At 38.8% G+C, this 23,043-nt stretch carries 26 protein-coding genes and 1 tRNA gene; 19 read left to right on the plus strand and 8 right to left on the minus strand.

The window, feature by feature from the left end; genetic code table 11:
- The first annotated feature begins 36 nt into the window (after nucleotides 1-36).
- Nucleotides 37-1,104, plus strand: a complete 1,068-nt coding sequence (uxuA, locus tag IGI44_RS06045; RefSeq protein ID WP_438786894.1) for a mannonate dehydratase — start codon at nucleotides 37-39, stop codon at nucleotides 1,102-1,104.
- A gap of 25 nt (nucleotides 1,105-1,129) precedes the next feature.
- Nucleotides 1,130-1,768 (plus strand): bifunctional 4-hydroxy-2-oxoglutarate aldolase/2-dehydro-3-deoxy-phosphogluconate aldolase, encoded by a 639-nt coding sequence (locus tag IGI44_RS06050; RefSeq protein ID WP_438786895.1) that lies wholly within the window; start codon nucleotides 1,130-1,132, stop codon nucleotides 1,766-1,768.
- 232 nt (nucleotides 1,769-2,000) lie between these two features.
- Here the strand turns inward: IGI44_RS06050 and IGI44_RS06055 are convergent, their stop codons facing one another.
- Both IGI44_RS06055 and IGI44_RS06060 read right to left on the minus strand, forming a co-directional pair.
- The gene (locus IGI44_RS06055; protein ID WP_438786896.1) at nucleotides 2,001-2,663 is read right to left on the minus strand and encodes a C39 family peptidase; all 663 of its coding nucleotides are present in this window, start codon (nucleotides 2,661-2,663) and stop codon (nucleotides 2,001-2,003) included.
- A gap of 67 nt (nucleotides 2,664-2,730) precedes the next feature.
- A complete protein-coding gene (locus tag IGI44_RS06060; protein WP_438786897.1) occupies nucleotides 2,731-4,650 on the minus strand; it encodes an ABC-F family ATP-binding cassette domain-containing protein in 1,920 nt (639 codons plus the stop codon).
- A gap of 202 nt (nucleotides 4,651-4,852) precedes the next feature.
- Here IGI44_RS06060 and IGI44_RS06065 point away from each other — a divergent pair, with 202 nt between their 5' ends.
- On the plus strand, nucleotides 4,853-5,491 hold the full coding sequence (locus IGI44_RS06065) for a redox-sensing transcriptional repressor Rex (RefSeq protein ID WP_316405508.1): 639 nt from the start codon (nucleotides 4,853-4,855) through the stop codon (nucleotides 5,489-5,491).
- A 27-nt stretch (nucleotides 5,492-5,518) separates the two neighbouring features.
- Here the strand turns inward: IGI44_RS06065 and IGI44_RS06070 are convergent, their stop codons facing one another.
- Complete coding sequence (locus IGI44_RS06070; RefSeq protein ID WP_438786898.1) at nucleotides 5,519-5,857, minus strand: thioredoxin family protein; 339 nt, start codon at nucleotides 5,855-5,857, stop codon at nucleotides 5,519-5,521.
- Nucleotides 5,858-5,988: 131 nt separating this feature from the next.
- On the opposite strand from IGI44_RS06070, the gene IGI44_RS06075 reads away from it, so the two are divergent.
- A tRNA-Gly gene (locus IGI44_RS06075) sits at nucleotides 5,989-6,059 on the plus strand.
- A gap of 442 nt (nucleotides 6,060-6,501) precedes the next feature.
- Nucleotides 6,502-6,846 (plus strand): DUF1648 domain-containing protein, encoded by a 345-nt coding sequence (locus IGI44_RS06080; protein ID WP_438786899.1) that lies wholly within the window; start codon nucleotides 6,502-6,504, stop codon nucleotides 6,844-6,846.
- A gap of 20 nt (nucleotides 6,847-6,866) precedes the next feature.
- On the opposite strand, the gene IGI44_RS06085 is transcribed toward IGI44_RS06080, so the two are convergent.
- The gene (locus IGI44_RS06085) at nucleotides 6,867-7,556 is read right to left on the minus strand and encodes a lysostaphin resistance A-like protein (RefSeq protein ID WP_438786900.1); all 690 of its coding nucleotides are present in this window, start codon (nucleotides 7,554-7,556) and stop codon (nucleotides 6,867-6,869) included.
- Between the two features lie 117 nt (nucleotides 7,557-7,673).
- Here IGI44_RS06085 and IGI44_RS06090 point away from each other — a divergent pair, with 117 nt between their 5' ends.
- The 6 genes from IGI44_RS06090 (at nucleotide 7,674) to IGI44_RS06115 (ending at nucleotide 12,457) form a co-directional block, all read left to right on the plus strand.
- Entirely contained in the window at nucleotides 7,674-7,904 is a 231-nt protein-coding gene (locus IGI44_RS06090; RefSeq protein WP_438786901.1) for a hypothetical protein, read from the plus strand.
- A complete protein-coding gene (locus IGI44_RS06095; RefSeq protein ID WP_438786902.1) occupies nucleotides 7,891-8,835 on the plus strand; it encodes an SPFH domain-containing protein in 945 nt (314 codons plus the stop codon). The genes IGI44_RS06090 and IGI44_RS06095 overlap by 14 nt, the downstream gene beginning before the upstream one ends.
- A 38-nt stretch (nucleotides 8,836-8,873) precedes the next feature.
- Nucleotides 8,874-9,587 carry a DNA/RNA non-specific endonuclease gene (locus tag IGI44_RS06100; protein ID WP_438788925.1) on the plus strand — a complete coding sequence of 238 codons (714 nt, stop codon included), beginning with the start codon at nucleotides 8,874-8,876 and terminating at the stop codon, nucleotides 9,585-9,587.
- Between the two features lie 75 nt (nucleotides 9,588-9,662).
- Nucleotides 9,663-11,083 (plus strand): IS3 family transposase gene (locus tag IGI44_RS06105; RefSeq protein ID WP_438786903.1). Its coding sequence is split into 2 segments (ribosomal slippage): nucleotides 9,663-10,140 and nucleotides 10,140-11,083, totalling 1,422 coding nucleotides; the frame shifts between segments, so codons are not numbered across the junction.
- Nucleotides 11,084-11,267: 184 nt separating this feature from the next.
- Entirely contained in the window at nucleotides 11,268-11,729 is a 462-nt protein-coding gene (locus IGI44_RS06110) for a DUF3788 domain-containing protein (protein ID WP_438786904.1), read from the plus strand.
- A gap of 86 nt (nucleotides 11,730-11,815) precedes the next feature.
- Complete coding sequence (locus IGI44_RS06115) at nucleotides 11,816-12,457, plus strand: lactate utilization protein (RefSeq protein WP_438786905.1); 642 nt, start codon at nucleotides 11,816-11,818, stop codon at nucleotides 12,455-12,457.
- Nucleotides 12,458-12,533: 76 nt separating this feature from the next.
- Here IGI44_RS06115 and clpP read toward each other — a convergent pair whose 3' ends face one another.
- Nucleotides 12,534-13,127 (minus strand): ATP-dependent Clp endopeptidase proteolytic subunit ClpP, encoded by a 594-nt coding sequence (gene clpP / locus IGI44_RS06120; RefSeq protein ID WP_016181975.1) that lies wholly within the window; start codon nucleotides 13,125-13,127, stop codon nucleotides 12,534-12,536.
- A 307-nt stretch (nucleotides 13,128-13,434) separates the two neighbouring features.
- Between clpP and IGI44_RS06125 the strand changes: the two genes are divergently transcribed.
- From IGI44_RS06125 to IGI44_RS06145, 5 genes are all read left to right on the plus strand, one after another.
- Entirely contained in the window at nucleotides 13,435-13,950 is a 516-nt protein-coding gene (locus IGI44_RS06125) for a hypothetical protein (protein ID WP_438786906.1), read from the plus strand.
- 39 nt (nucleotides 13,951-13,989) lie between these two features.
- Entirely contained in the window at nucleotides 13,990-14,724 is a 735-nt protein-coding gene (locus IGI44_RS06130; protein WP_438786907.1) for a glycerophosphodiester phosphodiesterase, read from the plus strand.
- Nucleotides 14,721-15,665 (plus strand): tRNA (adenosine(37)-N6)-dimethylallyltransferase MiaA, encoded by a 945-nt coding sequence (gene miaA / locus IGI44_RS06135; protein ID WP_438786908.1) that lies wholly within the window; start codon nucleotides 14,721-14,723, stop codon nucleotides 15,663-15,665. The genes IGI44_RS06130 and miaA overlap by 4 nt, the downstream gene beginning before the upstream one ends.
- A gap of 86 nt (nucleotides 15,666-15,751) precedes the next feature.
- Nucleotides 15,752-16,996 (plus strand): GTPase HflX, encoded by a 1,245-nt coding sequence (hflX, locus tag IGI44_RS06140; protein ID WP_438786909.1) that lies wholly within the window; start codon nucleotides 15,752-15,754, stop codon nucleotides 16,994-16,996.
- A complete protein-coding gene (locus IGI44_RS06145; protein WP_438786910.1) occupies nucleotides 16,980-18,236 on the plus strand; it encodes an aminotransferase class I/II-fold pyridoxal phosphate-dependent enzyme in 1,257 nt (418 codons plus the stop codon). The genes hflX and IGI44_RS06145 overlap by 17 nt, the downstream gene beginning before the upstream one ends.
- A gap of 33 nt (nucleotides 18,237-18,269) precedes the next feature.
- Here the strand turns inward: IGI44_RS06145 and IGI44_RS06150 are convergent, their stop codons facing one another.
- A complete protein-coding gene (locus tag IGI44_RS06150) occupies nucleotides 18,270-18,443 on the minus strand; it encodes a hypothetical protein (protein ID WP_438786911.1) in 174 nt (57 codons plus the stop codon).
- A gap of 188 nt (nucleotides 18,444-18,631) precedes the next feature.
- Between IGI44_RS06150 and IGI44_RS06155 the strand changes: the two genes are divergently transcribed.
- Both IGI44_RS06155 and glnA read left to right on the plus strand, forming a co-directional pair.
- On the plus strand, nucleotides 18,632-19,012 hold the full coding sequence (locus tag IGI44_RS06155) for a MerR family transcriptional regulator (protein WP_010744471.1): 381 nt from the start codon (nucleotides 18,632-18,634) through the stop codon (nucleotides 19,010-19,012).
- Between the two features lie 48 nt (nucleotides 19,013-19,060).
- Nucleotides 19,061-20,401 carry a type I glutamate--ammonia ligase gene (glnA, locus tag IGI44_RS06160; RefSeq protein ID WP_438786912.1) on the plus strand — a complete coding sequence of 447 codons (1,341 nt, stop codon included), beginning with the start codon at nucleotides 19,061-19,063 and terminating at the stop codon, nucleotides 20,399-20,401.
- A 56-nt stretch (nucleotides 20,402-20,457) separates the two neighbouring features.
- On the opposite strand, the gene IGI44_RS06165 is transcribed toward glnA, so the two are convergent.
- Nucleotides 20,458-21,300 (minus strand): ABC transporter permease, encoded by an 843-nt coding sequence (locus IGI44_RS06165; protein WP_438786913.1) that lies wholly within the window; start codon nucleotides 21,298-21,300, stop codon nucleotides 20,458-20,460.
- A complete protein-coding gene (locus IGI44_RS06170) occupies nucleotides 21,281-22,036 on the minus strand; it encodes an ABC transporter ATP-binding protein (protein ID WP_438786914.1) in 756 nt (251 codons plus the stop codon). The genes IGI44_RS06165 and IGI44_RS06170 overlap by 20 nt, the downstream gene beginning before the upstream one ends.
- Nucleotides 22,037-22,295: 259 nt before the next feature.
- On the opposite strand from IGI44_RS06170, the gene IGI44_RS06175 reads away from it, so the two are divergent.
- On the plus strand, nucleotides 22,296-23,030 hold the full coding sequence (locus tag IGI44_RS06175) for a class I SAM-dependent methyltransferase (protein WP_438786915.1): 735 nt from the start codon (nucleotides 22,296-22,298) through the stop codon (nucleotides 23,028-23,030).
- The last annotated feature ends 13 nt before the right edge of the window (nucleotides 23,031-23,043 follow it).

Raw genomic sequence — 23,043 nt, forward strand, 5'->3', positions numbered from 1 at the left:
AAGTACAAATAGAAGCAGGATAGGAGACTAAAATTAATGAAGTGGGGCTTTAGATGGTATGGAGAGAAAGGCGACTCCATTCCTTTAAATCATGTAAGACAAATTCCCGGTATCAATGGTGTAGTCGGCACATTACTGAACAAAATGCCTGGCGATGTTTGGGAAATTTCTGAGATACGCGAGTTAAAAGAATCAATTGAAAAAGAGAAATTAGAGTTATTAGGAATAGAAAGTGTTGCAATCCATGACGCGATCAAAGCTGGTACGGCTGAACGCGATCAGTACATTGATAATTATATCCAAACCATTAGAAATCTTTCTGCATGCGATGTTCACTTGATTTGCTACAGCTTCAAACCAATCTTCGGCTGGGCAAAAACAACGTTAAATTATGAGAATGAAGATGGCAGCTTGGCTTTATTGTACGATCAAGCCGTAGTAGATAACATGGAACCAGGGGATATGTACAAATTAATCAGCAGTCAGTCCAAAGGCTTTCAGTTATCTGGTTGGGAAGAAGAACGTCTGAACAAGTTCAATTCGTTAGTGGAAATGTACGAAGGTGTGACAGAAGAAATTTTATTTGACAACTTGAAATATTTCTTGGAAAGAATCATCCCAGTTTGTGAAGAGGCTGATGTGAAAATGGGCATTCATCCGGATGATCCACCTTGGGAAATCTTCGGTTTTCCTCGTATCACAAAGAACTTGGCTGATTTACAACGCATCATTGGTATGGTTGATTCTCCATATAATGGCGTTACTTTATGTACAGGAGCGCTTGGTGCGGATCCAAACAATGACATGGTGGAGATCGTTCATGCTATTGGAGATCGGATCAATTTTGTTCATTTCCGAAATGTTGAATTTTTAGGGTACCGCAAGTTTAAAGAAACCGCCCATTTGTCAACAGAGGGTTCCCTTGATATGTATGCGATCATGGAGGCTTTAGTCGAGGTTGGTTTTGATGGCGTTATTCGTCCCGACCATGGCCGAACACTTTGGGGAGAAGTAGCGAGACCGGGGTATGGTCTATACGATCGAGCAATGGGCATTACCTATATGCAAGGACTGCACGAAGCCATTACTAAACGTAAAGACTAGAAATCCCATAGGAAGTGAGAAAATAATGTCTGTAAATATGGAGCATGAAATTTATCAACAATTGCAGAAAACCAAACTTTTACCGCTTTATACAGCAACGGATTTAAGTTACTTGCCAAAAGTAGAAGAGATTTTATTGGAGAACGATGTTCCTTTGATCGAAGTAACTTTTCGCAGCGCACTTGCTGGTGAAGCAATGAAACAATTATCAGAGTCTGCTAAGTTAATGGTCGGGGCAGGAACTGTTCGAACGCAAGCAGAAGCAAAAACCGCGATTGAAAATGGTGCACAGTTTGTTGTTTCTCCGGCAGTTGTCCCTGAGGTGATCGAGTACTGTTTGGAGCGAGATATTCCAGTTTTTCCAGGTACTGCAACACCTCGAGATATCCAATCAGCAGTAGCCTCCGGCATTAATATAGTGAAGTTTTTTCCTGCCGATATTTACGGAGGACTAAAAGCAATCAATGCACTGAGTGGACCTTTCTACGATGTGAAATTTTTACCGACTGGTGGGATTAACGAAGAAAACTTTGTAGAATATCTAGAAAATCCTCATGTAATCGGCGTAGGTGGCTCATTCATTCTTTCTGAAAAAGTGATCAAGGAAGATAATGGCGTTCAGATGAATCAGATTCTTAAAAATCTAGTTCAACAAATCAAATAATTAAGAACAAAAAAACAATCATGAGACTTTAGTCGGGACTCGTGATTGTTTTTTGATCAAAAATGAATTTGACGCTCTTCATAATTACGCCACAGTTTTTTCTTACTTTTATTCAAAAAGCTCATAGCTTTTTCAAACATTTGCAGTAAGATAAATATAACCCTAAAATAATTCTTTTTCCCCTGTGAAAGCAGGAACCCCCAGAAATAAAGCTGATGCGTACGCATCAGCTTTATTTTGTGTATGCCCAGGCATTCGCCAATTGTGACATAAGCTCATCCATCGAGTACTTTTTCATGTAGTGCCCTTTATCGGTACTATCGTTAGGATCGTAAACAATAATCTGATCGCTTTGCACATCCTTTTTGATCACCATAATGTGACCAACGTCGGTAAACTCGCCAGGATTAACAGAGACCACAATTGGCTGATTTTGATTCAAATGCTGCTGAATTTTTGCTTGATCTTTGCCGAGGTCCTCAACAGTCAGTCCATAGTTTTGAGCAAAGGCAGGGAAAATCGACCATGCGGTTCCTTGTCCAGCCTCGTAATACTGGTTGCCGCTCCATTGTAAAATTTCAGTTGGATAGACAGTCCGGTGTTCCCAATAGGAAAGAATCATTGCTAAAGAAGTAATCGCACATCCGTTAGTGGCTAAGTCATTTTGAGCGGAGCCGCTGCCATAGGATTTATCGGCCCAACGAGAATCGGTTTGTACGAGTAATGGAAAATCTTGTCCATGCTCCTGTAAGTATTGATTCGCATTAGCGGAAAAGTCCTGTTGACTATTAACATTATTATCAAAATGGAAAATTTTAGAAGAGAGGATTACTAGGCTAGAAATCACTAAAAAGCTTCCAAGTAAGATTGAAAAAGGACGAATTTTTCGTCGCATAAAAAACACCTCCACTCTTTTATTAAAACGAAAAAAGTGTGAGGTGTCATCGGTCAAAAGTTGTAAGTTATTCGAATTCTTCTAGTTCTAAGCTAAGCTCTTCCCAACTTGAAAGCTGCTCTTCTTGCTCGGCCTTTTTTGCTTCCAATTCAGTTGTCAACTCTAGGAGCTGAACGTGGTCGTTCAAGATATCCGGCTGACTCATTTGTATTTCAAGCTTAGCAATTTTTTCGTCCAAAGAAGAAAGATTTTCTTCGATAGTTTCGATCTTACGGCGTAAACTGCGTATCAACTTTTGCTGTTCTTTATCTTGGTAAAACTTCTTTTTAGGTGCTTCGGCGGGCACTGCTTCTTTTGCCTGTAATTCAGCGATTTCTTCCTCTTCTTTTTTCTTTTCTAGATAGTAATCATAGTCACCAAGATATAATTTACTACCTTCAGGAGACAACTCAATCACTTTGTTCGCGATACGATTAATAAAGTAACGGTCATGGGAAACGAAGAGCAGTGTGCCTTGATAATCGATCAAGGCATTCTCCAACACTTCTTTATTATCAATATCCAAGTGGTTGGTAGGTTCATCCAGAATCAAAAAGTTTTCCTTATTCATAGAAAGCTTCGCTAGCGCTACACGAGCTTTTTCACCACCACTAAGTAGAGGGATCGTCTTTTCAACATCTTCACCACTAAAAAGAAAGCCGCCTAAGACATTGCGAATATCTTTTTCCGGTGTGGTTGGATGTTCATCCCAAAGCTCGGCTAAAATAGTTTTATTACCGTGTAAATCAGCCTGTCCTTGATCGTAATAGCCAACTGTGACATTGGTTCCAAAATGCGGGGTGCCCTTGATGAAAGGAATTTGACCGATCAAAGACTTTAAGAGGGTAGATTTCCCGATTCCGTTTGGTCCAACAAGTGCGATAGCATCTTCTCGACGAATATCCATATCAATCGGTTCAGAGAGTGTTTCCTCGTAGCCGATAGCAGCTTCTTCAACTTGTAAGACGACGTTTCCTGAAACCTTATCGATATCAAACATAAATTTCGCTGATTTTTCTTTGCCATCTGGTCGATCTAGCCGGTCCATTTTTTCTAATGTTTTTCGGCGGCTTTGGGCGCGTTTAGTAGTGGAGGCACGAACCAAATTACGTGCAACGAAATCTTCTAATTTTTCGATTTCAACCTGCTGCTTTTCATAAGCCTTCCAGTCGCTGGCAAGCTGAGCGGCTTTCAAATCAAGATAACGGGAATAATTTCCAGTGTAATGACGGATTTTATGACGAGAAATTTCATAGATTTCATTGACAACGCGATCTAAGAAATAACGGTCATGTGAAACGATTAATAGCGCACCAGAATACCCTTGAAGGTAGTCTTCCAGCCAAGCCAATGTCTCAATATCTAAATGATTGGTAGGCTCATCTAAAATCAAAATATCAGGTTTGACCAATAACATTCGTGCCAAGGCAAGACGGGTTTTTTGTCCACCGGATAATGTACTGATTTCTTTATCATAGGAGCTTTCATCGAATTTAAACCCGTGTAAAACGCTGCGGATTTCATTTTCATAACCATAGCCGTTCTGATCATTAAAATCATGCTGAAGCTGATCGTATTCCTTCAATAGAGAGGCGTAGCGACTATCGCTTTCAGGTGTTTCACCAATCGCCACCTCAACATCCCGCATCCGAGCTTCCATCTGACGAACTTTATCAAAAGCTTTCAACATTTCATTCCAAATGGTCTCAGTTGAATCTAGGCCTGTATCTTGAGCGAGGTAGCCCAAAGTGGCTTGTTTGTTTTTGATTACTTGTCCAGCATCTGGTGCTTCAATATTGGCGATTATTTTTAATAATGTTGATTTTCCTGCACCGTTTCGCCCAACTAAACCGATCCGTGCTTTGCTGGCGACTTCAAGATGGAGATTTTCAAATAGGGTGTCCGCGCCAAAATAGCGAGCAATTTGATTTGCTTGTAATAAAATCATTGGATATCTTCCTTAAATTTATTTTTCCGAATGGATTTAGTCTAACATATTTTTGAGGTCGTTGCGATTGGGAGCGGTCATTTCGATTAATCGTGATTTTTTCACAAATTTTCGAGCAAGTGCGTTGCAATTTCACTAAGATTCTTGCTATTATAGTGCAGTAGTCAACAATTACGAAATTTTTTGATAAAGGAGAGTTATTGTGAAAGAACATTCAATTCCAAAAGCGACTGTTAAACGATTGCCGTTATACTATCGGTATTTACGTATTTTAAATAATGCTGGAAAAACCAAAGTATCATCAACAGAACTAAGTGAGGCCATCCAAGTCGACAGTGCAACAATTCGCCGTGACTTTTCTTACTTTGGTGAACTAGGAAAACGTGGATACGGGTATGATGTTGAAGATTTGATGCATTTCTTCGGGAAAATCTTGAATGATGACCAATTGACCAATGTAGCGTTGGTAGGGGTCGGTAATTTAGGGAGCGCCTTGTTGAAATTCAAATTCCATCAAAGCAATAGTATCCGTGTAAGCTGCGCGTTTGATGTTAAAGAAGACATCGTTGGTCGTATCGTGGATGGGATCCCCGTTTATCCATTAGACAATATGGTGGAACAAATCAAATTGCAACAAATCGAAATCGCAATCTTGACGTTGCCAGCACAACAAGCGCAACAGGTGGTCGATCAATTGGCTGATGCAGGAATCAAAGGGATCTTGAACTTTACTGCCGCTCGTCTAACCGCGCCAGATGATGTGATCATCCAAAGCGTTGATTTGACCAACGAATTACAAACCTTGATTTATTTCTTGCATCATAATAATGATAACAAATAGAGACTGAGCAAGCGCTCAGTCTCTTTTTTATTTGAATAAAGATTGATAATCCGTCGTTTCCGAATCTTTCGGCAATTGTTGCAAAAGTTTTTCCATTGAATGAAAATCAATAAAGCGTGCCTGACGGGAGATTTCTTTTCCCTCGTGATAAATTAATACTGCTGGTACTGTTAAAACTTCAAAGAAGCCAGCTAATTCTGGTTCTTGCATAATATCTAAATGTTGGAAGGGAATATTGTTTTCTTCAGCAAGTTTTCTTGCTTTAGGTTCGTCTACATGACAAATACTACATGTTTCAGAGGAAATGAAGACGATGTTATTCGTATTTTTGGTTATTGCCTCTTGAACCTTCGTCAAATTTTCCATACGGGACTTCCTCTCTAAGTGGTTGTACTTACTATCTGTAAGATAATCAGAATTGGTCAAATTGTCAATTTTATTGTTTGAAATAAATAGTTGTTTGATTTTATAAAAAGCGTTATACTCTCTTATGTACTGCGGGTGTAGTTTAGTGGTAAAACAGAAGCTTCCCAAGCTTCCGTCGCGAGTTCGATTCTCGTCACCCGCTTCAAGTGGAAGTACCTAAATCTTTGTATAGCAAGGGTTAAGGTGCTTTTTTTGTAAGTTCCCAAATGATTTACAAAATCAAAGCACTCAACTCTTGTCTTACAAAAAATACGCATTCTTTCTTTTTGGTATTTCTTACTTTTGTTGTAAAGCACTCTTGCTATTCAATCAATGATTGATGTATGCTAAGGGTGAAGCGAGAGGAAACTTTCGTTTAGGGTATTATATCCTGATTAAACCAACGTTTGTGGCTGAGCGTTGGTTTTTTTGTGCGTTTATGAAAGCAAATTATGCGAAAAAGGATATTTATATTTATAGGCAACTATTACTTTAATGAAGGGAATTGAATAATAAAAAAAGAACCCGTTTGCTGCTTGATTTTAGTAGAGTTCCACCAAACATGGGCATATACTATGTGCTAATCACATAAGGAGGGTAGAAAAATGATTTTTGAACAAGCTTACCGGTGGACCATTCGAATCAGTTTTGTTATCTCTATAGTACTCTTTGGGTTGGGAGTATTTTTTTATTCTCGCTTACCGGTTAAAATTCCCGTCCAAATCGGATTTAATGGAGAGGTGAACAGTTGGGGAAGCAAGATAACTGTTTTTCTATTTCCTATACTTTTGTTTGCTGTAGCGTTAATCTCCAGAAGTAAATATGTGGACATAAAATATCCATTAAATGGCGATAACCGCCTACACAAATTGGCTCTATGCTGCTGCTTAATACTACTTTGCATAGGGAGTACCTATTTCTTTTTCATGTATGGAAAATTGTTAGAATAAAAAAATCCTCACGGGGAGGATTAAAATTTGATGCCAAATATATTGAGAATCAGCAGTAAGAGCGCTGGCAACATCGAATTCATTGTATTTAGCATCCAGTGAACGATGATGGATCCCCAAATATTTTTTGAGAATAGATAAATTAAACCGAAATACACACCCGTCACCATGTAAGGGATCATAGCATATATATTGCCATTGAAATTGTTCCAGTGAATGAACCCGAATAGAATACCTTGAATAAAAAGCATAAGTATTCTTAGAATTTTGCTGGAGAATTTACCTAACAACAAGTAACGAAAGGTTAACTCTTCAGCAAATGGTGCAATAAACGGCGCAACAGCAGCTAATACTGCCCAACTAGGACTAAGTGATTGCGAAGGTTGATTTATCGAAGAACGAACTTGTAATAGGTCGCTAGGTATCAATCCACGTACGATGCGTAATAATAGAAAGGCTCCGGCTACTAAAAGAATGCTAAGTAATAATTTTAGGAAAAGCTTTTGCCGATAGAGTCGCCATTGTTCTCTTAAAAAATCGTGGAATAAATAGATCATGATCAGGAATCCAGCAAGGAAAAGCAGTGTGGAGGCCATTAATGCAACTTTTGGGTCTTTTGTTAAATGTAGAAGTGGGAAAAGGTAGTTACCTATTAATAATTCTAGAGGAATAACTACAAGTCCCCACCATTGCTTTTTACTTGTTTCCATTTTTATCCCCTTTCTTTTCAAATAGTGTAAAAAAAATGATGAAAAGTGTAAAGCAATATGAAACTAAGGAAAAATTGATTGTGAAAGATTTGGTATACTATTATAAAGGAGGAGATTGTGTTGGATTATCAAATGCAGAAAACAATGGGGAAATGTTTTCGCAGTAAAGGAGCTAATATTACGGGACTTATCCGCATTTTGGGTAGTTGGTATGATTACAAAGTAATTAATGGACCGCCAGAAACTGGAGACATGTTGGAAGTCATTGATTTTACCAGTCGTGAATTGTTAGTTACCATAAACAATAATTTAGAAGAAAGTGATGTGAATTATATTGTTAATCGTTAATATTATTTTAATTATTTTAGCCGCGATCGTGTTCTTCTTTATCATTAGTCAAATGGTTGTGATCGTTCAGCAAGGGGAAGTAAAAGTTGTTGAAAGTTTTGGGAAATATGTAAAGACTATCGAGCCCGGCTTGCATTTCTTAATCCCGATTTTATATGTAGTACGTCGGCGCGTTTCGTTAAAACAAACACCGATCCAAATTGAACCACAAAGCGTGATTACACGGGATAATGTTATTGTGGAAATTGACGAAGCGATTAAGTATCACGTGACAGATGCCCGGGCTTTTGTGTATGATAATGAAGATTCTGTCACGTCAATGATCCAAGATTGCCAATCTAACTTGCGCGGCATCATCGGTAAAATGGAACTGAATGAAGTATTGAATGGAACGGAAGAAATCAATGTTAATCTTTACGAGAGTGTAAAAGATATTACGGCTGGTTATGGCCTGTCAATTGACCGGATCAATATCGGAGAAATTTCTGTTTCAAATGAAATCGTTAATTCAATGAATAAATTGATTACTGCTAGTCGCGATAAAGAATCCTTGATCACGATTTCTGAAGGGAAGAAACAATCCGTCATCTTAGAATCAGAAGCAAAATCATCTGAGATGCAGATTGATGCGGAAGCACGCGCACGACAAACAAAAATTGACGCAGATGCGCGAGCAGAACGTACACGGATCGATGCTGCAGCAGAAGCGGATCGAATTGCTAAGCTGACCGAAGCAGAAACCGCTCGAATCAAAGCGATTAACCAAGCAATTGCAGAAAGTAATTTGACCGATGAGATGATTGCTTACTTAGGAATCGAAGCCTTCAAGCATGTTGTTGAAAATAACGGCAACACGGTCATCATGCCGAGTAATTTGACAGAGCTTGGCAATGTTCCAGCAATCAAAGAAATTTGGCAGCAAACCAAGTAGTAGGATCAGCGTGATGGGAAAACAGAAGTAGGAGTTGAATAACCATCGCAGCAAAGAAACAAGCCCCTAAAATAATTTCGGCAGTAGTCGTATTATTAGCGGGTATTTATGGACTTTACTCTCAAGTAAAGCCAGATAACCAAACAGATAATGCAACAAAAGAAGTCACAGTTAGCCGTTTATCGGAAGTTCCTGACTTTGATGGACAGCATCAAACGATCGAATTGAATCATAATCAGCCAAGTTTTTCTCAAAACGATCTTTCATTGGATCAAGGAACTTGGACACGTTTTTCTGATTTGGATAAATTGAATCGCGTTGGAGTCGCAAATGCCATGCTGGGGAAAGAATTGATGCCTCATCAAGAACGTGAGCGCCTATATGTGAAGCCGACTGGCTGGCGACAAAAGTTTTACAACGATGAGCCATTGTATAATAGGGCACATCTGATCGCTTATCAGTTTTCGGGTGAGAACAATAATCTAAAGAATTTGATGACTGGAACGGCTTCCCTGAATGATCCAGGTATGAATGATCATGAAAAAGAAATTGGGAACTATATTCGTAGAACCAACCATCATGTGCGTTACCGTGTGACTCCTTTTTTCAAAGGAGACGAGCTAGTCGCTCGTGGTGTACAGATGGAAGCACAAAGTATTGAAGACGACCAGATTTCATTCAATCTCTTTGTTTATAATATTCAAGATGGAATCAAAATTGACTACCAAAATGGTTACTCGCAAAAAGAATAAGTAAAAAACATCCACATTTTGAACCGACCCCCAAAAGTTAGACCAAAATCTAGCTCTTGGAGGTCGGTATTTTTTATGACTAAATATAGTTTTGAATTCAAATTGAAAGTAGTTCAAGAATACTTAGATGGGAAAGGTGGTTATAGCTATTTAGCAAAGGTACATTCGGTTAAGGATAGTAGACAAATACTAGATTGGGTGAATTCCTACCGGGAATTTGGCGAAGAAGGTCTTCTCAGAAAACGTAAAAATGCGAATTATTCTGTTCAATTTAAGTTGGATGCGATAGAGTTATATCAAACTAGTGAGCTGTCTTATCGTGAAATTGCCAATGTACTTAAAATGAATAATCCGTCTCTCATTGCCAATTGGATGAGAAAATTTCGGGATGATGGTATCGATGGACTCTCAAAAACGAAAGGACGTCCATCCGCTTTGGCTGAGAAAAAAGAACAGAAAAAGAAGCGTTCAATTGAGACAACACCGGAAGAACGAGACCGTATTAAAGAATTAGAAAAACAAGTGCGTTCCCTTCAAATTGAGAATGCCTTTTTAAAAGAGCTGAGGAAGCTGCGAAAACAGGAAGCCCAACAAAGACGAACGAATCAATCGCACGAACCATCGACAGCCTCCGAGGATCATTCAAATTAGTTGAGCTTCTTGAGACGTTGAACTTTCCTAAAGCGACATTTATGTACTGGCAAAAACGATTTGACAGAGAAAATCCCGATCAAGGAATCGAAGCCGAAATGCTTCGTATTCGTAAAGAACACAAAGATTATGGCTGTTTACGAATGACCAACGAACTAAAAGAGCGAGGCTTTCATGTCAATAAAAAGAAAGTTCAACGTTTGATTCGAAAACTAGGGATCGAAGTCCGTTCCTACACTCGGAAATCACGTCGCTACAGCTCTTACCGAGGAAAGGTCGGCAAAGTGGCGAAACACCGAATTCGTCGTCATTTTTACACGAATATCTGTCATCAAAAAATTACGACTGATACAACAGAATTCAAGTATTTTGAAATAGATACCAAAGGCGTGATCCGACAAAGAAAGTTATACCTAGACCCGTTTATGGACATGTATAATAGCGAGATTCTTTCGTACCGCATTTCAGAAAAACCGAATGCCTTGGCAATTATGGAAGGTTTAGAAGAAGCCATCGCGATCACGGCTGATTGCCCCTATCGTCGCACCTTCCATTCGGATCAAGGTTGGGCTTATCAAATGAAGGCCTATCGGCAAAAACTAAAGAAACAGAAAATCTTTCAAAGTATGTCTCGCAAAGGGAATTGTTTAGATAATTCAATCATGGAGAATTTCTTCAGTCTTCTAAAACAAGAAATCTTTCATGGGGAAACCTATCACAGTTTTGATGAACTAAAAACGGCGATCGATGACTATATCTATTACTACAACAATCACCGGATGAAACAGAAATTGAACTGGAAAAGCCCTGTTCAATTTCGAAAAGCTGCACAGAAAGCGGCATAATTGCCCATCTTAACAAACAAAAAAAGGAGTAGATTTCTCTACTCCGAAATAAGTCTAACTTTTGGGGGTCACTTCATTTGTTGGATGTTTTTTTTGAAAAGAGCACTGTGTGACAAGCGTCATGGATAAAAATCAGATAGAATTGTTAATAATTATCAATAAATAGAAGAAAGCTGGTGTAATTATGCAATGGTATGACATGTTCAATGGCGAACAGGAACCGACAGAACAACAAATCACGGATTTTATTGCCAACCCTCTTTGGCAGGAATTATCAGATCATTTAATACGGACGTACCGGATAAAACCCAAAAAAACCTACAGTAGATGCTCAATGGGGGAAGGTTACTGGAAAGGTTGGAATATAAAGTTTCAAAAAAGCGGTAAATCACTGTGTACTATTTATCCTAAACAAGGTTTTTTCGTAGCTATGGTTTCCTTTAGCGCTAAGGAAATAGACGATGCAGATGTACTAGTTCAGATGTGTGATAACTACACCAAAGAAAAATACAAAAATGCTAAATCTAGTAAACTCGGGAAATCCGTCTCCTTTGAGGTCACGAATGAAAACATCCTAAATGATATTAAAGAACTTGCTGCTTTTCGCACAAAATCAGCAAAAAAAGTCAAAATACCAACTGCCTAAGTTTTTTCTTAGGCTTCTTTTATTTGTTCTTGCTATCATGATAAAAATCCTTGAGAATGAATAAGAGTAGCTTAAGGAGGAAAATGATGAAGGAGTATTTAAAAGAACGTTATACTGCTGCAGCAATGACATTAAGCAAAAAATTAAATCGCAGGAATTTTAATCCGATTATTTGTCAAAATTTGACGGAAGCAAAGCATCAAGCTCTAAAAATTATTGAACCAAATAAATCTGTCGGATTTGGCGGTTCGATCACAGTTGAGCAATCGGGAATTATTGCTGATTTATATCAGCGAGGACAAAAGATGATTGACCGGGAAAAAACGACTACGCCGGAAGAACGACATCAAGTAATGAAACAAGCGTTGACCGCAGATTATTTTTTAACAAGTATTAATGGCATAACAGAAGAGGGAGAGCTTGTGAATATCGACAGTGTAGGGAATCGAGTGGCGGCAATTACCTATGGGCCGGATAAAGTTCTAGCCTTTGTCAGTATGAAAAAAGTCTATGGAGATTTAAATACAACACTTGAAATGGTACGTAAAAATACCTCTCCATTGAATGCACATCGCTTAGAGTTAGAAAAAACACCATGTATTAAAAAAGGGACCTGCGGAGATTGCTTACAAGCCGAATGCATTTGCAATACAATCGTAATCACGCGTCGGTCCATGGCAAAGGATCGCTTGATCCTCTTTCTAATAATTGATGAGGTCGGTTTATAGAGAATTCCAAGTTGAAGCAGGTAAGAATGACAAAGAAAAAAACCGAGGGCATCCTCGGTTTTTTTATGGTTTAGGTTTAGCTTAATGAGCTGCTGTTTTCCATTACTTCATCAATCAATCCATAAGCTTTTGCTTCTTCAGCAGTCATGAAGTTGTCGCGATCTGTGTCGCGTTCAATGACTTCAATTGGTTGTCCAGTCCGCTCAGCTAAGATGTTGTTCAATCGTTCGCGGGTTTTTAAGATATGACGAGCAGCGATTTCGATTTCTGTTGCTTGACCCTGAGCACCACCCAATGGTTGATGAATCATGATCTCAGCATTAGGTAAAGCGAAACGTTTGCCTTTCGCACCCGCAGTTAGCAAGAAGCTACCCATGGAAGCAGCCATACCAAGTACGATTGTCTGAACATCAGCTTTAACAAAATTCATAGTATCAAAAATTGCTAAACCAGCAGAAACGCTACCACCTGGTGAATTGATGTAAAGATAAATATCTTTTTCAGAATCTTGGGCATCCAAGAAAAGTAATTGGGCGATGATAGTGTTCGCCATATCATCGTTCACTTCGCCGCTCAACATAATGATACGGTCCTTCAATAAACGAGAATAAATGTCGTAAGCACGTTCGCCACGAGATGATTGTTCAATGACTGTAGGAACTAAATTCATAGTGAATCCTCCTTAAAATATTGTTCGTAGATTAGTTTAGCACAAACAAGGTTGGATTGCTAAAACATATAGAAAGTATACAACGTTGGTCAGTTTTGGTCAAATAGAAGGCTTCGTTTTTTTAAGCGACTCAAACTATCCTAGAAATAGGAAAATATGGTACTATTAATAGCGCAGACAATCAGATGTCACATTCAGTTTTCCAAAACTTTAGAAAATAACAATTTAATGAAATGATGTCTGGATTGAGAATGGTTTTTATTCGAAAAAATAATTCTATTGTTACTATGAAACAGGAGGGAAAAACGTGGAGATTGCATTTATTGGACTAATCGGCGTGTTGATCGGTGCAGGTATTACAGGAGTTGCTGTCTTTTTTGTCTTTAAGTATATTGATTTACGCCACAAACGTGAAAGAGAGTTGGAGCATCAGGTCAAAGAAATTGAAACCATAAATCTCTTAAATAAGAAAATCAACGAAATATTATCCAAACGCAATGTGTTGATGCAGGAATATGTGACGTTCAATTCATTTGACGATTGTTACATTACAATTGATGATTTCATTTATTTGAATTCTTTTGCTGCACAAAATAATTTTTATCTGCCCAATTACTTAATTGAAGAATTTTTTAAAAACATTTCACACCGAAAAGTTATTTTATCTCCTGAAGAAACGGTTAAAATTGGGGGCTATACTTACAAGGGAGGCCGAATTGTGATGGAGACTTTTTCAGAACAGCTGTTGGAGATTTTAGACGAAAAAAAACAGCAATTGTCTCGCAAAACGAAACAGCCGTTAAGCTATTTTAAAGTACAATAGATTTTTACAAATTGTGATTACGGACGAGGTGGTAAATAGATGACAGCAATTATTGCTCATCGTGGGAGCGCAGGGACTCATCCAGAAAATACTTTGCCTGCGTTTATGGAGGCGGTACGATCAGGCGCAGATGGGATTGAATTAGATGTTCATTTAACGGCTGATCAGCAATTAGTGGTGATTCATGACGAGAGTGTAGATCGCACAACAGATGGTAAGGGTTTGATTCGTGAATTAACGTTAAAAGAAATCAAAGAATTGGATGCAGGTAGCTGGTTTGATGAAAAGTATCAGGCAACAAAAATATCTACCCTGCAGGAAGTTTTGAATTTACTGCTACAGATGCGTTTTCGAGGAATTTTATGTATCGAAATCAAGACGAACAAATTTCACTATCCGGGAATTGAAGAAAAAATCTCGCAGGTTATGACAAGCAAAGAATGGCCTTTTACTTATTGGTATGCTAGTTTCAACTTTGAATCATTACGGATTATGCACGAGTATGAACCAGACGCACAATACGATCTGATTCAAAAAAACGACTTAGAAAAATATCAAATCGTTTTGGACAGCGATTTTATTGAAGGACTACATCCTAGTTCTGATTGGGTGAAACAGCATCCTGAGATTGTCAAAAACTTTGAAAAGTCGATTCGACCTTGGACTCCAAACTTATATGAAACGTTGATGATGTGTTTTGAAAACAATTTGGCTGGCGTCATTACTGATTTTCCAGAAAAAGCCATTCGAACGAGAAGCAGGTTCAAGCAATGAAGGTAATCGCAATCGTAGGACCGACTGCAGTTGGTAAGACCAGCTTAAGCATTGATTTAGCGAAACGTTTTAACGGTGAAATCATTAGTGGGGATTCAATGCAGGTTTATCGTGGATTAGATATTGGAACCGCAAAAGTAACGACTGAGGAGATGGCAGGAATTCCACATCATTTGATTGATGTACGTGGTGTTGATGAAAGCTATTCAGCGGCGGATTTTCAAAAGAGTGCCAGAGAAGCGATTCAAGAAATTAGTCAGCGTGGAAAGATACCAATTATCGTTGGTGGAACGGGACTTTATATCCAGTCTCTACTATGGGATTACAAGCTTGGTAGTGAGGGAGAACCAGAAGACGATTCCATTCGTGAGAAGTATGAAGTCTTTGCTGAAGAAAACGGGAATCCGGCGTTGTGGGAAAAGTTACAGCTAAGCGATCCCTTGGCTGCCGAGAAGATTCATTACAATAATCGTAAGAAAGTCATTCGAGCATTAGAGGTGTTCGAGTTAACAGGGCATTCAATTTTAGAGCCAAAAGAACAGCCAAAAGAACTCTATGATAGTTTTTTGATCGGCTTAAATACTGATCGGTCGATTTTGTATCAACGGATTAACCAACGTGTGGACCTCATGGTGGAACAAGGGTTACTGGAAGAAGCTAGGAATTTGGCGAAAAATCCAACCGTTCAAGCTGCACAGGGAATTGGCTATAAGGAATTTTTCCCTTATTTTTCTGGCGATTCGTCCTTAGAAGCAGCGATAGAGGAAGTAAAATTACATTCACGACGCTATGCTAAACGCCAGCTGACTTGGTTTCGCAATCGTATGTCTGTTCATTGGTATGATTTGATTCAGCAGCCGGAAATAATTAAAGTGATTGAAACAGAGATCGCTAATTGGTTAGCTAATGGCGACCACATTTCTCCAATTGATGAAGAATAAGTTGCATAGAATTGATTCATAAAAGCATTGGGAACAAGACTTTTTTCATTTTGAAAATATCGTATTACTAAATAGGAGGAAACGGATTGTCAGAAAGAGTCATTTTAGTCGGTGTCGAAACAGACGAGAGTAGATATAATTATTTAGAATCGATGCATGAGTTGGCCGGACTAACCAAGACGGCTCATGGCGAGATAGTTTTTTCATTAACTCAAAAACGTCCTAAGGTTGATCGTCAAACTATTATCGGTAAGGGAAAACTAGAAGAGTTAGCGCAGTTGGTAGATGCTCATGAAGCAGAGCTGGTGATTTTCAATCATGCTTTATCACCACGTCAAAGCCAAACAATCGAGGCGCAGGTAGGTGTTCCAGTAATTGACCGAATCCAACTGATTTTAGATATCTTCGCACAGCGTGCTCGCTCAAAGGAAGGAAAATTACAGGTGGAGCTTGCCCAACTAGATTATTTATTGCCTCGATTGGTCGGTCAAGGGCAAAGTTTATCCCGTCTCGGAGGTGGAATTGGCACGCGTGGACCTGGGGAAACAAAGCTAGAAACGGATCGACGTCATATTCGCCGCCGAATCTCCTCAATTAAAAAAGAGCTAAAAGAAGTAGAAGCCCATCGTGAGCGCAGTCGACAAAAACGTCAACAATCTAGTATTTTCCAGATGGGCTTGATCGGTTATACAAATGCTGGTAAATCAACAATTTTAAACTTGTTGACGAATGCTGATACGTATTCTGAAGATCAGTTATTTGCGACCCTAGATCCGTTAACGAAGCGTTGGCATTTACCTCAAGGAATGGAGACCACGATCACAGATACGGTAGGTTTTATTCAAGATTTACCTACGCAATTAGTCGATGCTTTCCAATCAACTTTAGAAGAAAGTAAAGGGATGGATCTTCTATTGCATATTGTAGATGCCAGTGCGGAAGATCGACAACAGCAGGAAAAGACCGTTATTGATTTATTGAAGGAACTTGAAATGGATGATATTCCTATGCTTACAATCTATAACAAAGCTGATCGAATCGATGAGTTTTCTTTTGTACCGACCTTATTTCCAAGTGTTTTAATTTCCGCAAAGACGAATAAAGGTAAGGAGCTACTAGCGGAGGCCATCAAGCGCGAAATTATGAATTTACTTGAACCATATATGCTGACTCTGAATGCGAATGAGGGTCAAGCCTTAAGTGGAATGAAACGAGAGACTCTTGTCTTAAGCGAAAACTTTGATGAGGAAAATGAACAATATATCATTCGAGGCTTTGCTAAGAAAAACTCTCTTTGGATTAGGAGAATGGAAGATGAATTGGACAACTAAGCTAGCACCAGAGCTGGTTGAGAAAATCGATCAAATTGATAAAAAAATAGCAGAACGATTACAAGAAGTGCGAGAAGTTGCTTTGTCGAATCAAGCAAAAGTATTAACGGCTTTTCGTGAGAATCATGTGTCGGAGAGTCATTTTCTGCCATCAACTGGTTATGGGAATGATGATCAAGGACGAGATGTTTTAGAGGCTGTTTATGCGCAGACATTTGGTACTGAAGCTGCCTTAGTTCGTCCTCAAATTGTTTCAGGAACCCACGCAATTGCGACCTCGCTATTTGGTGTGCTGCGTCCTGGAGATGATTTATTGTATATCACGGGGACTCCTTATGACACTTTACTTGAAGTAATTGGTGTTCAAGGCAATGGCATCGGATCGTTCAGGGAATACAATATTGGTTACGACAAAGTGGATCTTTTGGAAGACGGCACTGTTGATTTTGCTAGTGTGAAAGAGAAAATTACTGATAAAACAAAGGTTATTGCAATTCAACGGTCACGCGGGTATGCTTCACGTCCATCTTTTACCATTGAGAAAATCAAAAAGATGTGTGATTTTGTCAAAAGCATTGCTCCAAATGTTATTATTTTTGTGGATAACTGTTATGGAGAATTTGCTGAGTTACTGGAGCCAACCCAAGTTGGAGCGGATCTTATGGCAGGTTCACTGATCAAAAATCCTGGTGGTGGGATCGCTAAAACGGGCGGCTATATAGTTGGGAAGGAAGCGCTAATTGAACGGTGCGCGTACCGTCTGACAACGCCAGGGGTAGGTGCTGAGGGTGGTGCCATGTTGGGTAGTGTTTTTGATATGCTGCAGGGCTTCTTTTTAGCACCGCATGTTGTGAGTCAAGCGATTCAGGGTGCTATTTTTTCTTCAGCGCTATTAGCTGAATATCAGTTGGAATCGACACCGAAATGGAATCAACCGCGAACGGATCTGATTCAATTGATTGATTTTCGCGATCGTGAAAAAATGATTCAATTTTGTCAAGCAATCCAAAAATACTCGCCGATTGATGCATATGTCGCCCCGATACCTTCTTACATGGCAGGCTATGAAGATGACATTATCATGGCTGCAGGAACATTTGTCCAAGGAGCAAGTATCGAGTTGAGCGCAGATGGACCGTTGAGAGAACCTTATTCACTCTACTTACAGGGTGGTTTAACTTTCGAACATGTTAAAGTCGCAGTAACCAATGCTGTAAATGAAGTGTATCATCAGTCTTAAAGGAAAACCGAAATCTTAACGATTTCGGTTTTTTTATACTGTTTTCTGTTCCAATGCTTCTTCCGGAAAGGAATGTTTTTGATTCTTATCAAAATGGATCGAATAGGTATGGGTTTTTTTGGAGTAACTTGTGATGATTCCGATATACCCAGCGAATGGAAAGTTCTGTTTTATTTGAACGAAGTCACCAATATTAAACTTTTGCATTTTATTTTCCTATACTTTTTTCTTAAGTATAGCATCTTTTTGTCCTTAAAAAAGCCGGTAAACTAAGGAATTCTCGGAAAACGCGAACATTCTAAAACTCTATGTAAGAAAATCTAACATAAACCCTTGACGATTGGTCTATCGGATGGTATTCTTTTTCCAACATCAAAAAACAAGGAGGAGATGTTATGCGGGAAAAAGAATTGCGACGTTCGCTTGCTGTTTTTCCAATTGGTACAGTTATGAAGTTAACAGATTTGACTGCAAGACAGATTCGGTACTATGAGGAGCAAGAATTGATTCACCCAGAACGTAGTGAAGGTAACCGTAGGATGTATTCTCTGAATGACATTGATGTACTGCTAGAAATTAAAGACTATTTATCTGACGGACTTAATATGGCAGGGATCAAACGTGTCTATCAAATGCGCCAAGAAGAAGTAAAAGCTGCCAAGGAGAAACCACCATTAACTGATAAAGATGTTCGTCGTATTTTTTACGATGAAATGTTGACTCAAGGTGGATTTCAGCAACAAAATCCATATCAATCACAAGGTCCAAAGCTTTAGTGATTGTGGAATATAAAAAAATGAAGTGCGAGGAAGGGATTAGATAATATGCCGAAAAAAGATCTAAACAAAGAGGATATCAAACGAATTGTAGAAGAAGAAAACGTCCGCTTTTTACGCCTGATGTTTACGGATGTCATTGGAACAATCAAAAATGTTGAAGTACCCGTTAGTCAATTAGAAAAAGTTTTAGACAACAAAATGATGTTCGACGGTTCATCAATTGAAGGGTTTGTACGTATTGAGGAAAGCGATATGTATTTATACCCAGACTTGTCTACTTGGATGATCTTCCCTTGGGAAAGTGACCACGGAAAAGTTGGTCGATTAATCTGTGATATTTATAGTCCAGATGGTACCCCATTCCCAGGAGATCCGCGCGGAAACTTAAAACGAGTTCTAAAAGGAATGGAAGAATTTGGTTTCACTTCATTTAACTTAGGACCTGAACCAGAATTTTTCTTATTCAAAATGGATGAAAATGGCGACCCAACCCTTGACCTAAATGACAAGGGTGGATACTTCGATTTTGCACCAACTGACTTAGGTGAAAATTGCCGTCGTGATATCGTATTGGAGCTTGAAAGCTTAGGGTTTGAAGTTGAGGCTTCTCACCATGAAGTAGCTCCAGGGCAACACGAGATTGATTTCAAATATGCAGATGCCATTGAAGCTTGTGACAATATTCAAACATTCAAATTAGTGGTTAAAACGATTGCTCGTAAGCATGGCTTGCATGCGACATTCATGCCAAAACCTCTTTATGGTATCAATGGATCTGGTATGCACTGCAACATGTCATTGTTCAATGACGAAGGGAATGTGTTCTATGATGAAGAGGGTCCAATGAAGCTAAGTAAAACGGCTTATCAATTCCTAGCAGGACTTTTGAAACACGCACGTGCATACACGGCAGTATGTAACCCGATCGTTAACTCTTATAAACGTTTAGTTCCAGGTTTCGAAGCCCCTGTTTATGTTGCTTGGAGCGGACGCAACCGTTCTCCATTAATTCGTATTCCAGAATCACGCGGCCTATCTACTCGTTTGGAATTACGTTCAGTCGATCCAGCAGCGAATCCATACTTAACAATGGCTGTTTTATTAGAAGCGGGATTAGATGGCATCCGTAATGATTTGACACCACCAGCAGCAGTTGATCGCAACATCTATGTGATGACTGAAGAAGAACGTAAAGAGGCAGAAATTTACGATTTACCTTCTACAATCCATAATGCGATTAAAGCTTTGCGTGAAGACCAAATCATGATTGATGCATTAGGAAGTCATATCTATACGAACTTCAATGAAGCAAAACGCATGGAATGGGCAGCTTTCCGTCAAACTGTCTCAGAATGGGAACGCGATCAATACCTAGAGCTTTATTAAACCTAACTCGCAAAACTCTTGAGGGATTCCTCAAGAGTTTTTTTGCTATTAAAAAATTATCGCTTTACTTCTACGCGTTTGACATTCCACAAAGCAAGTACTAGAAACAGACAACTTGAAAGAAGCAAAATAGCGATTGGAAGAATTATATCGTTTCGCCCGTTCATGATGATTCCTAGTTCTTCTTTTACTGTAGACATAGCAGGTTTGTCAGCAGCGGTAAAGACATTTTCAGTTAATATTTGGCGAATTAAAACCACACCGCTGGTCAATGGAAAATATTGAACGACTGTTTGAGCCATGTCAGGCAAGCTTCCGATAGGAACGTAGCATCCGGTAAGAAAACCAATCAGTGGACCAATCACAGAAGTCATTGTGGAGAAGGTATCTATACGACGGAAAAAACTGGCAATAAAAAACATAAACGCAGAAGAACAAAAAACTGTAAGTAGACTAACAAGAAACAGCAAACCAAATTGTGGCAAAGTCATTAAATCGCCTTTTGAAAGAAACACGATATAGAGTTCAGCAATTACAATAACAACGAGGGTGACTAACAATGAAATCAAGAAAGTACTGAAGAAATACCCTAGCATGATCTTACTTTTAGAAATTGGTGAAATCATAAAATCTGTATAGACATTTCGTTCTTTGTCGCGAATCATCAAGCTGACCGAACCGAGTGTGGAGCTGGCAGAGGCAATTGCGATCACACCAGCTAGCATCCAAGCATCTACTACTAATCGTGGATGAGCAAGGACTGACAATGAGTTAACGATGCTGTCACCTAATAAAAAGACATATAGTACGATCATGATCAATGCACCAATGAAGGATCCGATCACCGCTTGTTTGTTTTTAAAAAATAATAATAACCCTCTATAAACTAATGCATTCATAATGTTCTCTCCCTTTTTCAATAATAGTTAAAAAGACATCTTCTAAAGTTAAACAATGATAATTTTGTTTTAATGTTTCTGGAGCATCGTATGCCATTACTTGACCAGCATCTAACATTAGAATATTGTCTGAATCACGAGCTTCCTCCATGTAATGAGTGGTCAATACGACAGTCATATGATACTTTTCCTTTAACCTGTGAATCAGCTGCCACATATCAGCTCGAGAGCTAATGTCGAGGCCTGTCGTTGGCTCATCTAAGAATAGCAGTGTCGGTGTATTGAGCAGTGCCCGTGCAATATCAACCTTTCTTTTTTCTCCACCGGATAGTACGCCGTATCGTTTGTTTAGTAAATGGCTTGCTTGAACATCCGCTAGTTTTTGTTTTGCTAAGGATTTAGCTTCTTTCCAGTTATTCGTATAAAAGTATGCCCGTAGGAATAAATTTTCTTTTACGGATAAATCTGGATCTAAAATGCTGTTTTGAAAGACAACAGAAATCATTGATTTAAGTTCAATTGAGTCTGAATCAAGCTTCCTACCGTCAAATAATATTTCACCCCTATCAGCTTTTGCTAAGCCGAGAATTAAAGAAATTAAGGTTGATTTTCCAGCGCCATTTGGGCCGAGAATTGAAAATAGCTCTCCTTCCTTAATCGAAAATGAAATAGATTTTAGCACTTCCTGTTGATTATATTGCTTACTTAGATTGGTAATTTTTACAAGTTCTTTCATGACGATGTCTCCTTTGATGAATAGATTTTATTTTTTCCATTAGACAAATTTTGAAGAGTAAACATCTGTTGCTCTTCTTGATAAACCCACTATAATCAACTTTTTTTGCGGAAACAATGGTATTTCTCTAAGTGGTCGATAACTGCTTCTAAGATGATTAAGACTGAAAAATTTTAGATAGATTCAAAGAAAAAGTAGTTGTTCGTAAGGGATTTGCTATAATAAAGGAATAAATTTGTGAGACGAAAGGACGAAGGAGATGAAAGATAACTATAGTACGTTTGCATATGATTACGATGAGTTCGGAGAGATCGATCATTATTTGGGAGCAGAAAAACTTTTTTTTAAAACTCTTTTTGCGGAGCATCAGGTTGAGAGCGTTTTAGATTGTGCCTGCGGAACAGGGCAGCATCTTTATATGATGTCTGAATTAGGGCTGAGGGTAGTAGGCTCAGATTATTCCCGAGCGATGTTGGAGGTGGCTGAAAAGAACCTAAAAGAAAAAGGAAAAGAAATTCCCCTACATCAATGTGATTTTCGTTTTTTGGAGGAGATATACAAAGACAAGTTCGATGCGATTGTCTGTCTAACGACCGCATTGCCACACTTACACACAGAGGTAGATTTGATCACAGCCCTCAAATCAATGAAGGGACGCCTTAAGGATGGCGGACTATTGGTTTTAACTCAAGGTACGACGCATCATAATTTAACGTTGCCACCAATAGAAGTGGTTGTTAATCGTGAAGATTTTTCTCGTGTCTTTGTAAAAGAGCAGGATGATCAATTTCAGACAATCCATGTATTGGATATGTATCACTCAGCGAAACGTATGGAAAATAATCAATATGACATTGTTTATAAAATCATTCTTGATGATGAGTATCGGAAACTATTGACTGAGGCTGGCTTTAAACGAATTCAAATTTACGGTGATTATGATAGAGCCCCTTATGATAAAGAAAGTACACGATTGATCGTTGTTGCACAGTAGCAAGTAAAAGAGA

Source organism: Enterococcus sp. DIV0756 (assembly GCF_051710745.1).
Lineage (GTDB): Bacteria > Bacillota > Bacilli > Lactobacillales > Enterococcaceae > Enterococcus_A.

Bases quoted from the DNA above. Each gene is read 5' to 3' on its own strand.
- uxuA (WP_438786894.1), top strand. From the start codon at position 37: ATGAAGTGGGGCTTTAGATGGTATGGAGAGAAAGGCGACTCCATTCCT.
- IGI44_RS06050 (WP_438786895.1), top strand. From the start codon at position 1,130: ATGTCTGTAAATATGGAGCATGAAATTTATCAACAATTGCAGAAAACC.
- IGI44_RS06055 (WP_438786896.1), bottom strand. From the start codon at position 2,663: ATGCGACGAAAAATTCGTCCTTTTTCAATCTTACTTGGAAGCTTTTTA.
- IGI44_RS06060 (WP_438786897.1), bottom strand. From the start codon at position 4,650: ATGATTTTATTACAAGCAAATCAAATTGCTCGCTATTTTGGCGCGGAC.
- IGI44_RS06070 (WP_438786898.1), bottom strand. From the start codon at position 5,857: ATGGAAAATTTGACGAAGGTTCAAGAGGCAATAACCAAAAATACGAAT.
- IGI44_RS06080 (WP_438786899.1), top strand. From the start codon at position 6,502: ATGATTTTTGAACAAGCTTACCGGTGGACCATTCGAATCAGTTTTGTT.
- IGI44_RS06085 (WP_438786900.1), bottom strand. From the start codon at position 7,556: ATGGAAACAAGTAAAAAGCAATGGTGGGGACTTGTAGTTATTCCTCTA.
- IGI44_RS06110 (WP_438786904.1), top strand. From the start codon at position 11,268: ATGCAATGGTATGACATGTTCAATGGCGAACAGGAACCGACAGAACAA.
- IGI44_RS06115 (WP_438786905.1), top strand. From the start codon at position 11,816: ATGAAGGAGTATTTAAAAGAACGTTATACTGCTGCAGCAATGACATTA.
- clpP (WP_016181975.1), bottom strand. From the start codon at position 13,127: ATGAATTTAGTTCCTACAGTCATTGAACAATCATCTCGTGGCGAACGT.
- IGI44_RS06130 (WP_438786907.1), top strand. From the start codon at position 13,990: ATGACAGCAATTATTGCTCATCGTGGGAGCGCAGGGACTCATCCAGAA.
- miaA (WP_438786908.1), top strand. From the start codon at position 14,721: ATGAAGGTAATCGCAATCGTAGGACCGACTGCAGTTGGTAAGACCAGC.
- IGI44_RS06145 (WP_438786910.1), top strand. From the start codon at position 16,980: ATGAATTGGACAACTAAGCTAGCACCAGAGCTGGTTGAGAAAATCGAT.
- IGI44_RS06150 (WP_438786911.1), bottom strand. From the start codon at position 18,443: ATGCAAAAGTTTAATATTGGTGACTTCGTTCAAATAAAACAGAACTTT.
- IGI44_RS06155 (WP_010744471.1), top strand. From the start codon at position 18,632: ATGCGGGAAAAAGAATTGCGACGTTCGCTTGCTGTTTTTCCAATTGGT.
- glnA (WP_438786912.1), top strand. From the start codon at position 19,061: ATGCCGAAAAAAGATCTAAACAAAGAGGATATCAAACGAATTGTAGAA.
- IGI44_RS06165 (WP_438786913.1), bottom strand. From the start codon at position 21,300: ATGAATGCATTAGTTTATAGAGGGTTATTATTATTTTTTAAAAACAAA.
- IGI44_RS06170 (WP_438786914.1), bottom strand. From the start codon at position 22,036: ATGAAAGAACTTGTAAAAATTACCAATCTAAGTAAGCAATATAATCAA.
- IGI44_RS06175 (WP_438786915.1), top strand. From the start codon at position 22,296: ATGAAAGATAACTATAGTACGTTTGCATATGATTACGATGAGTTCGGA.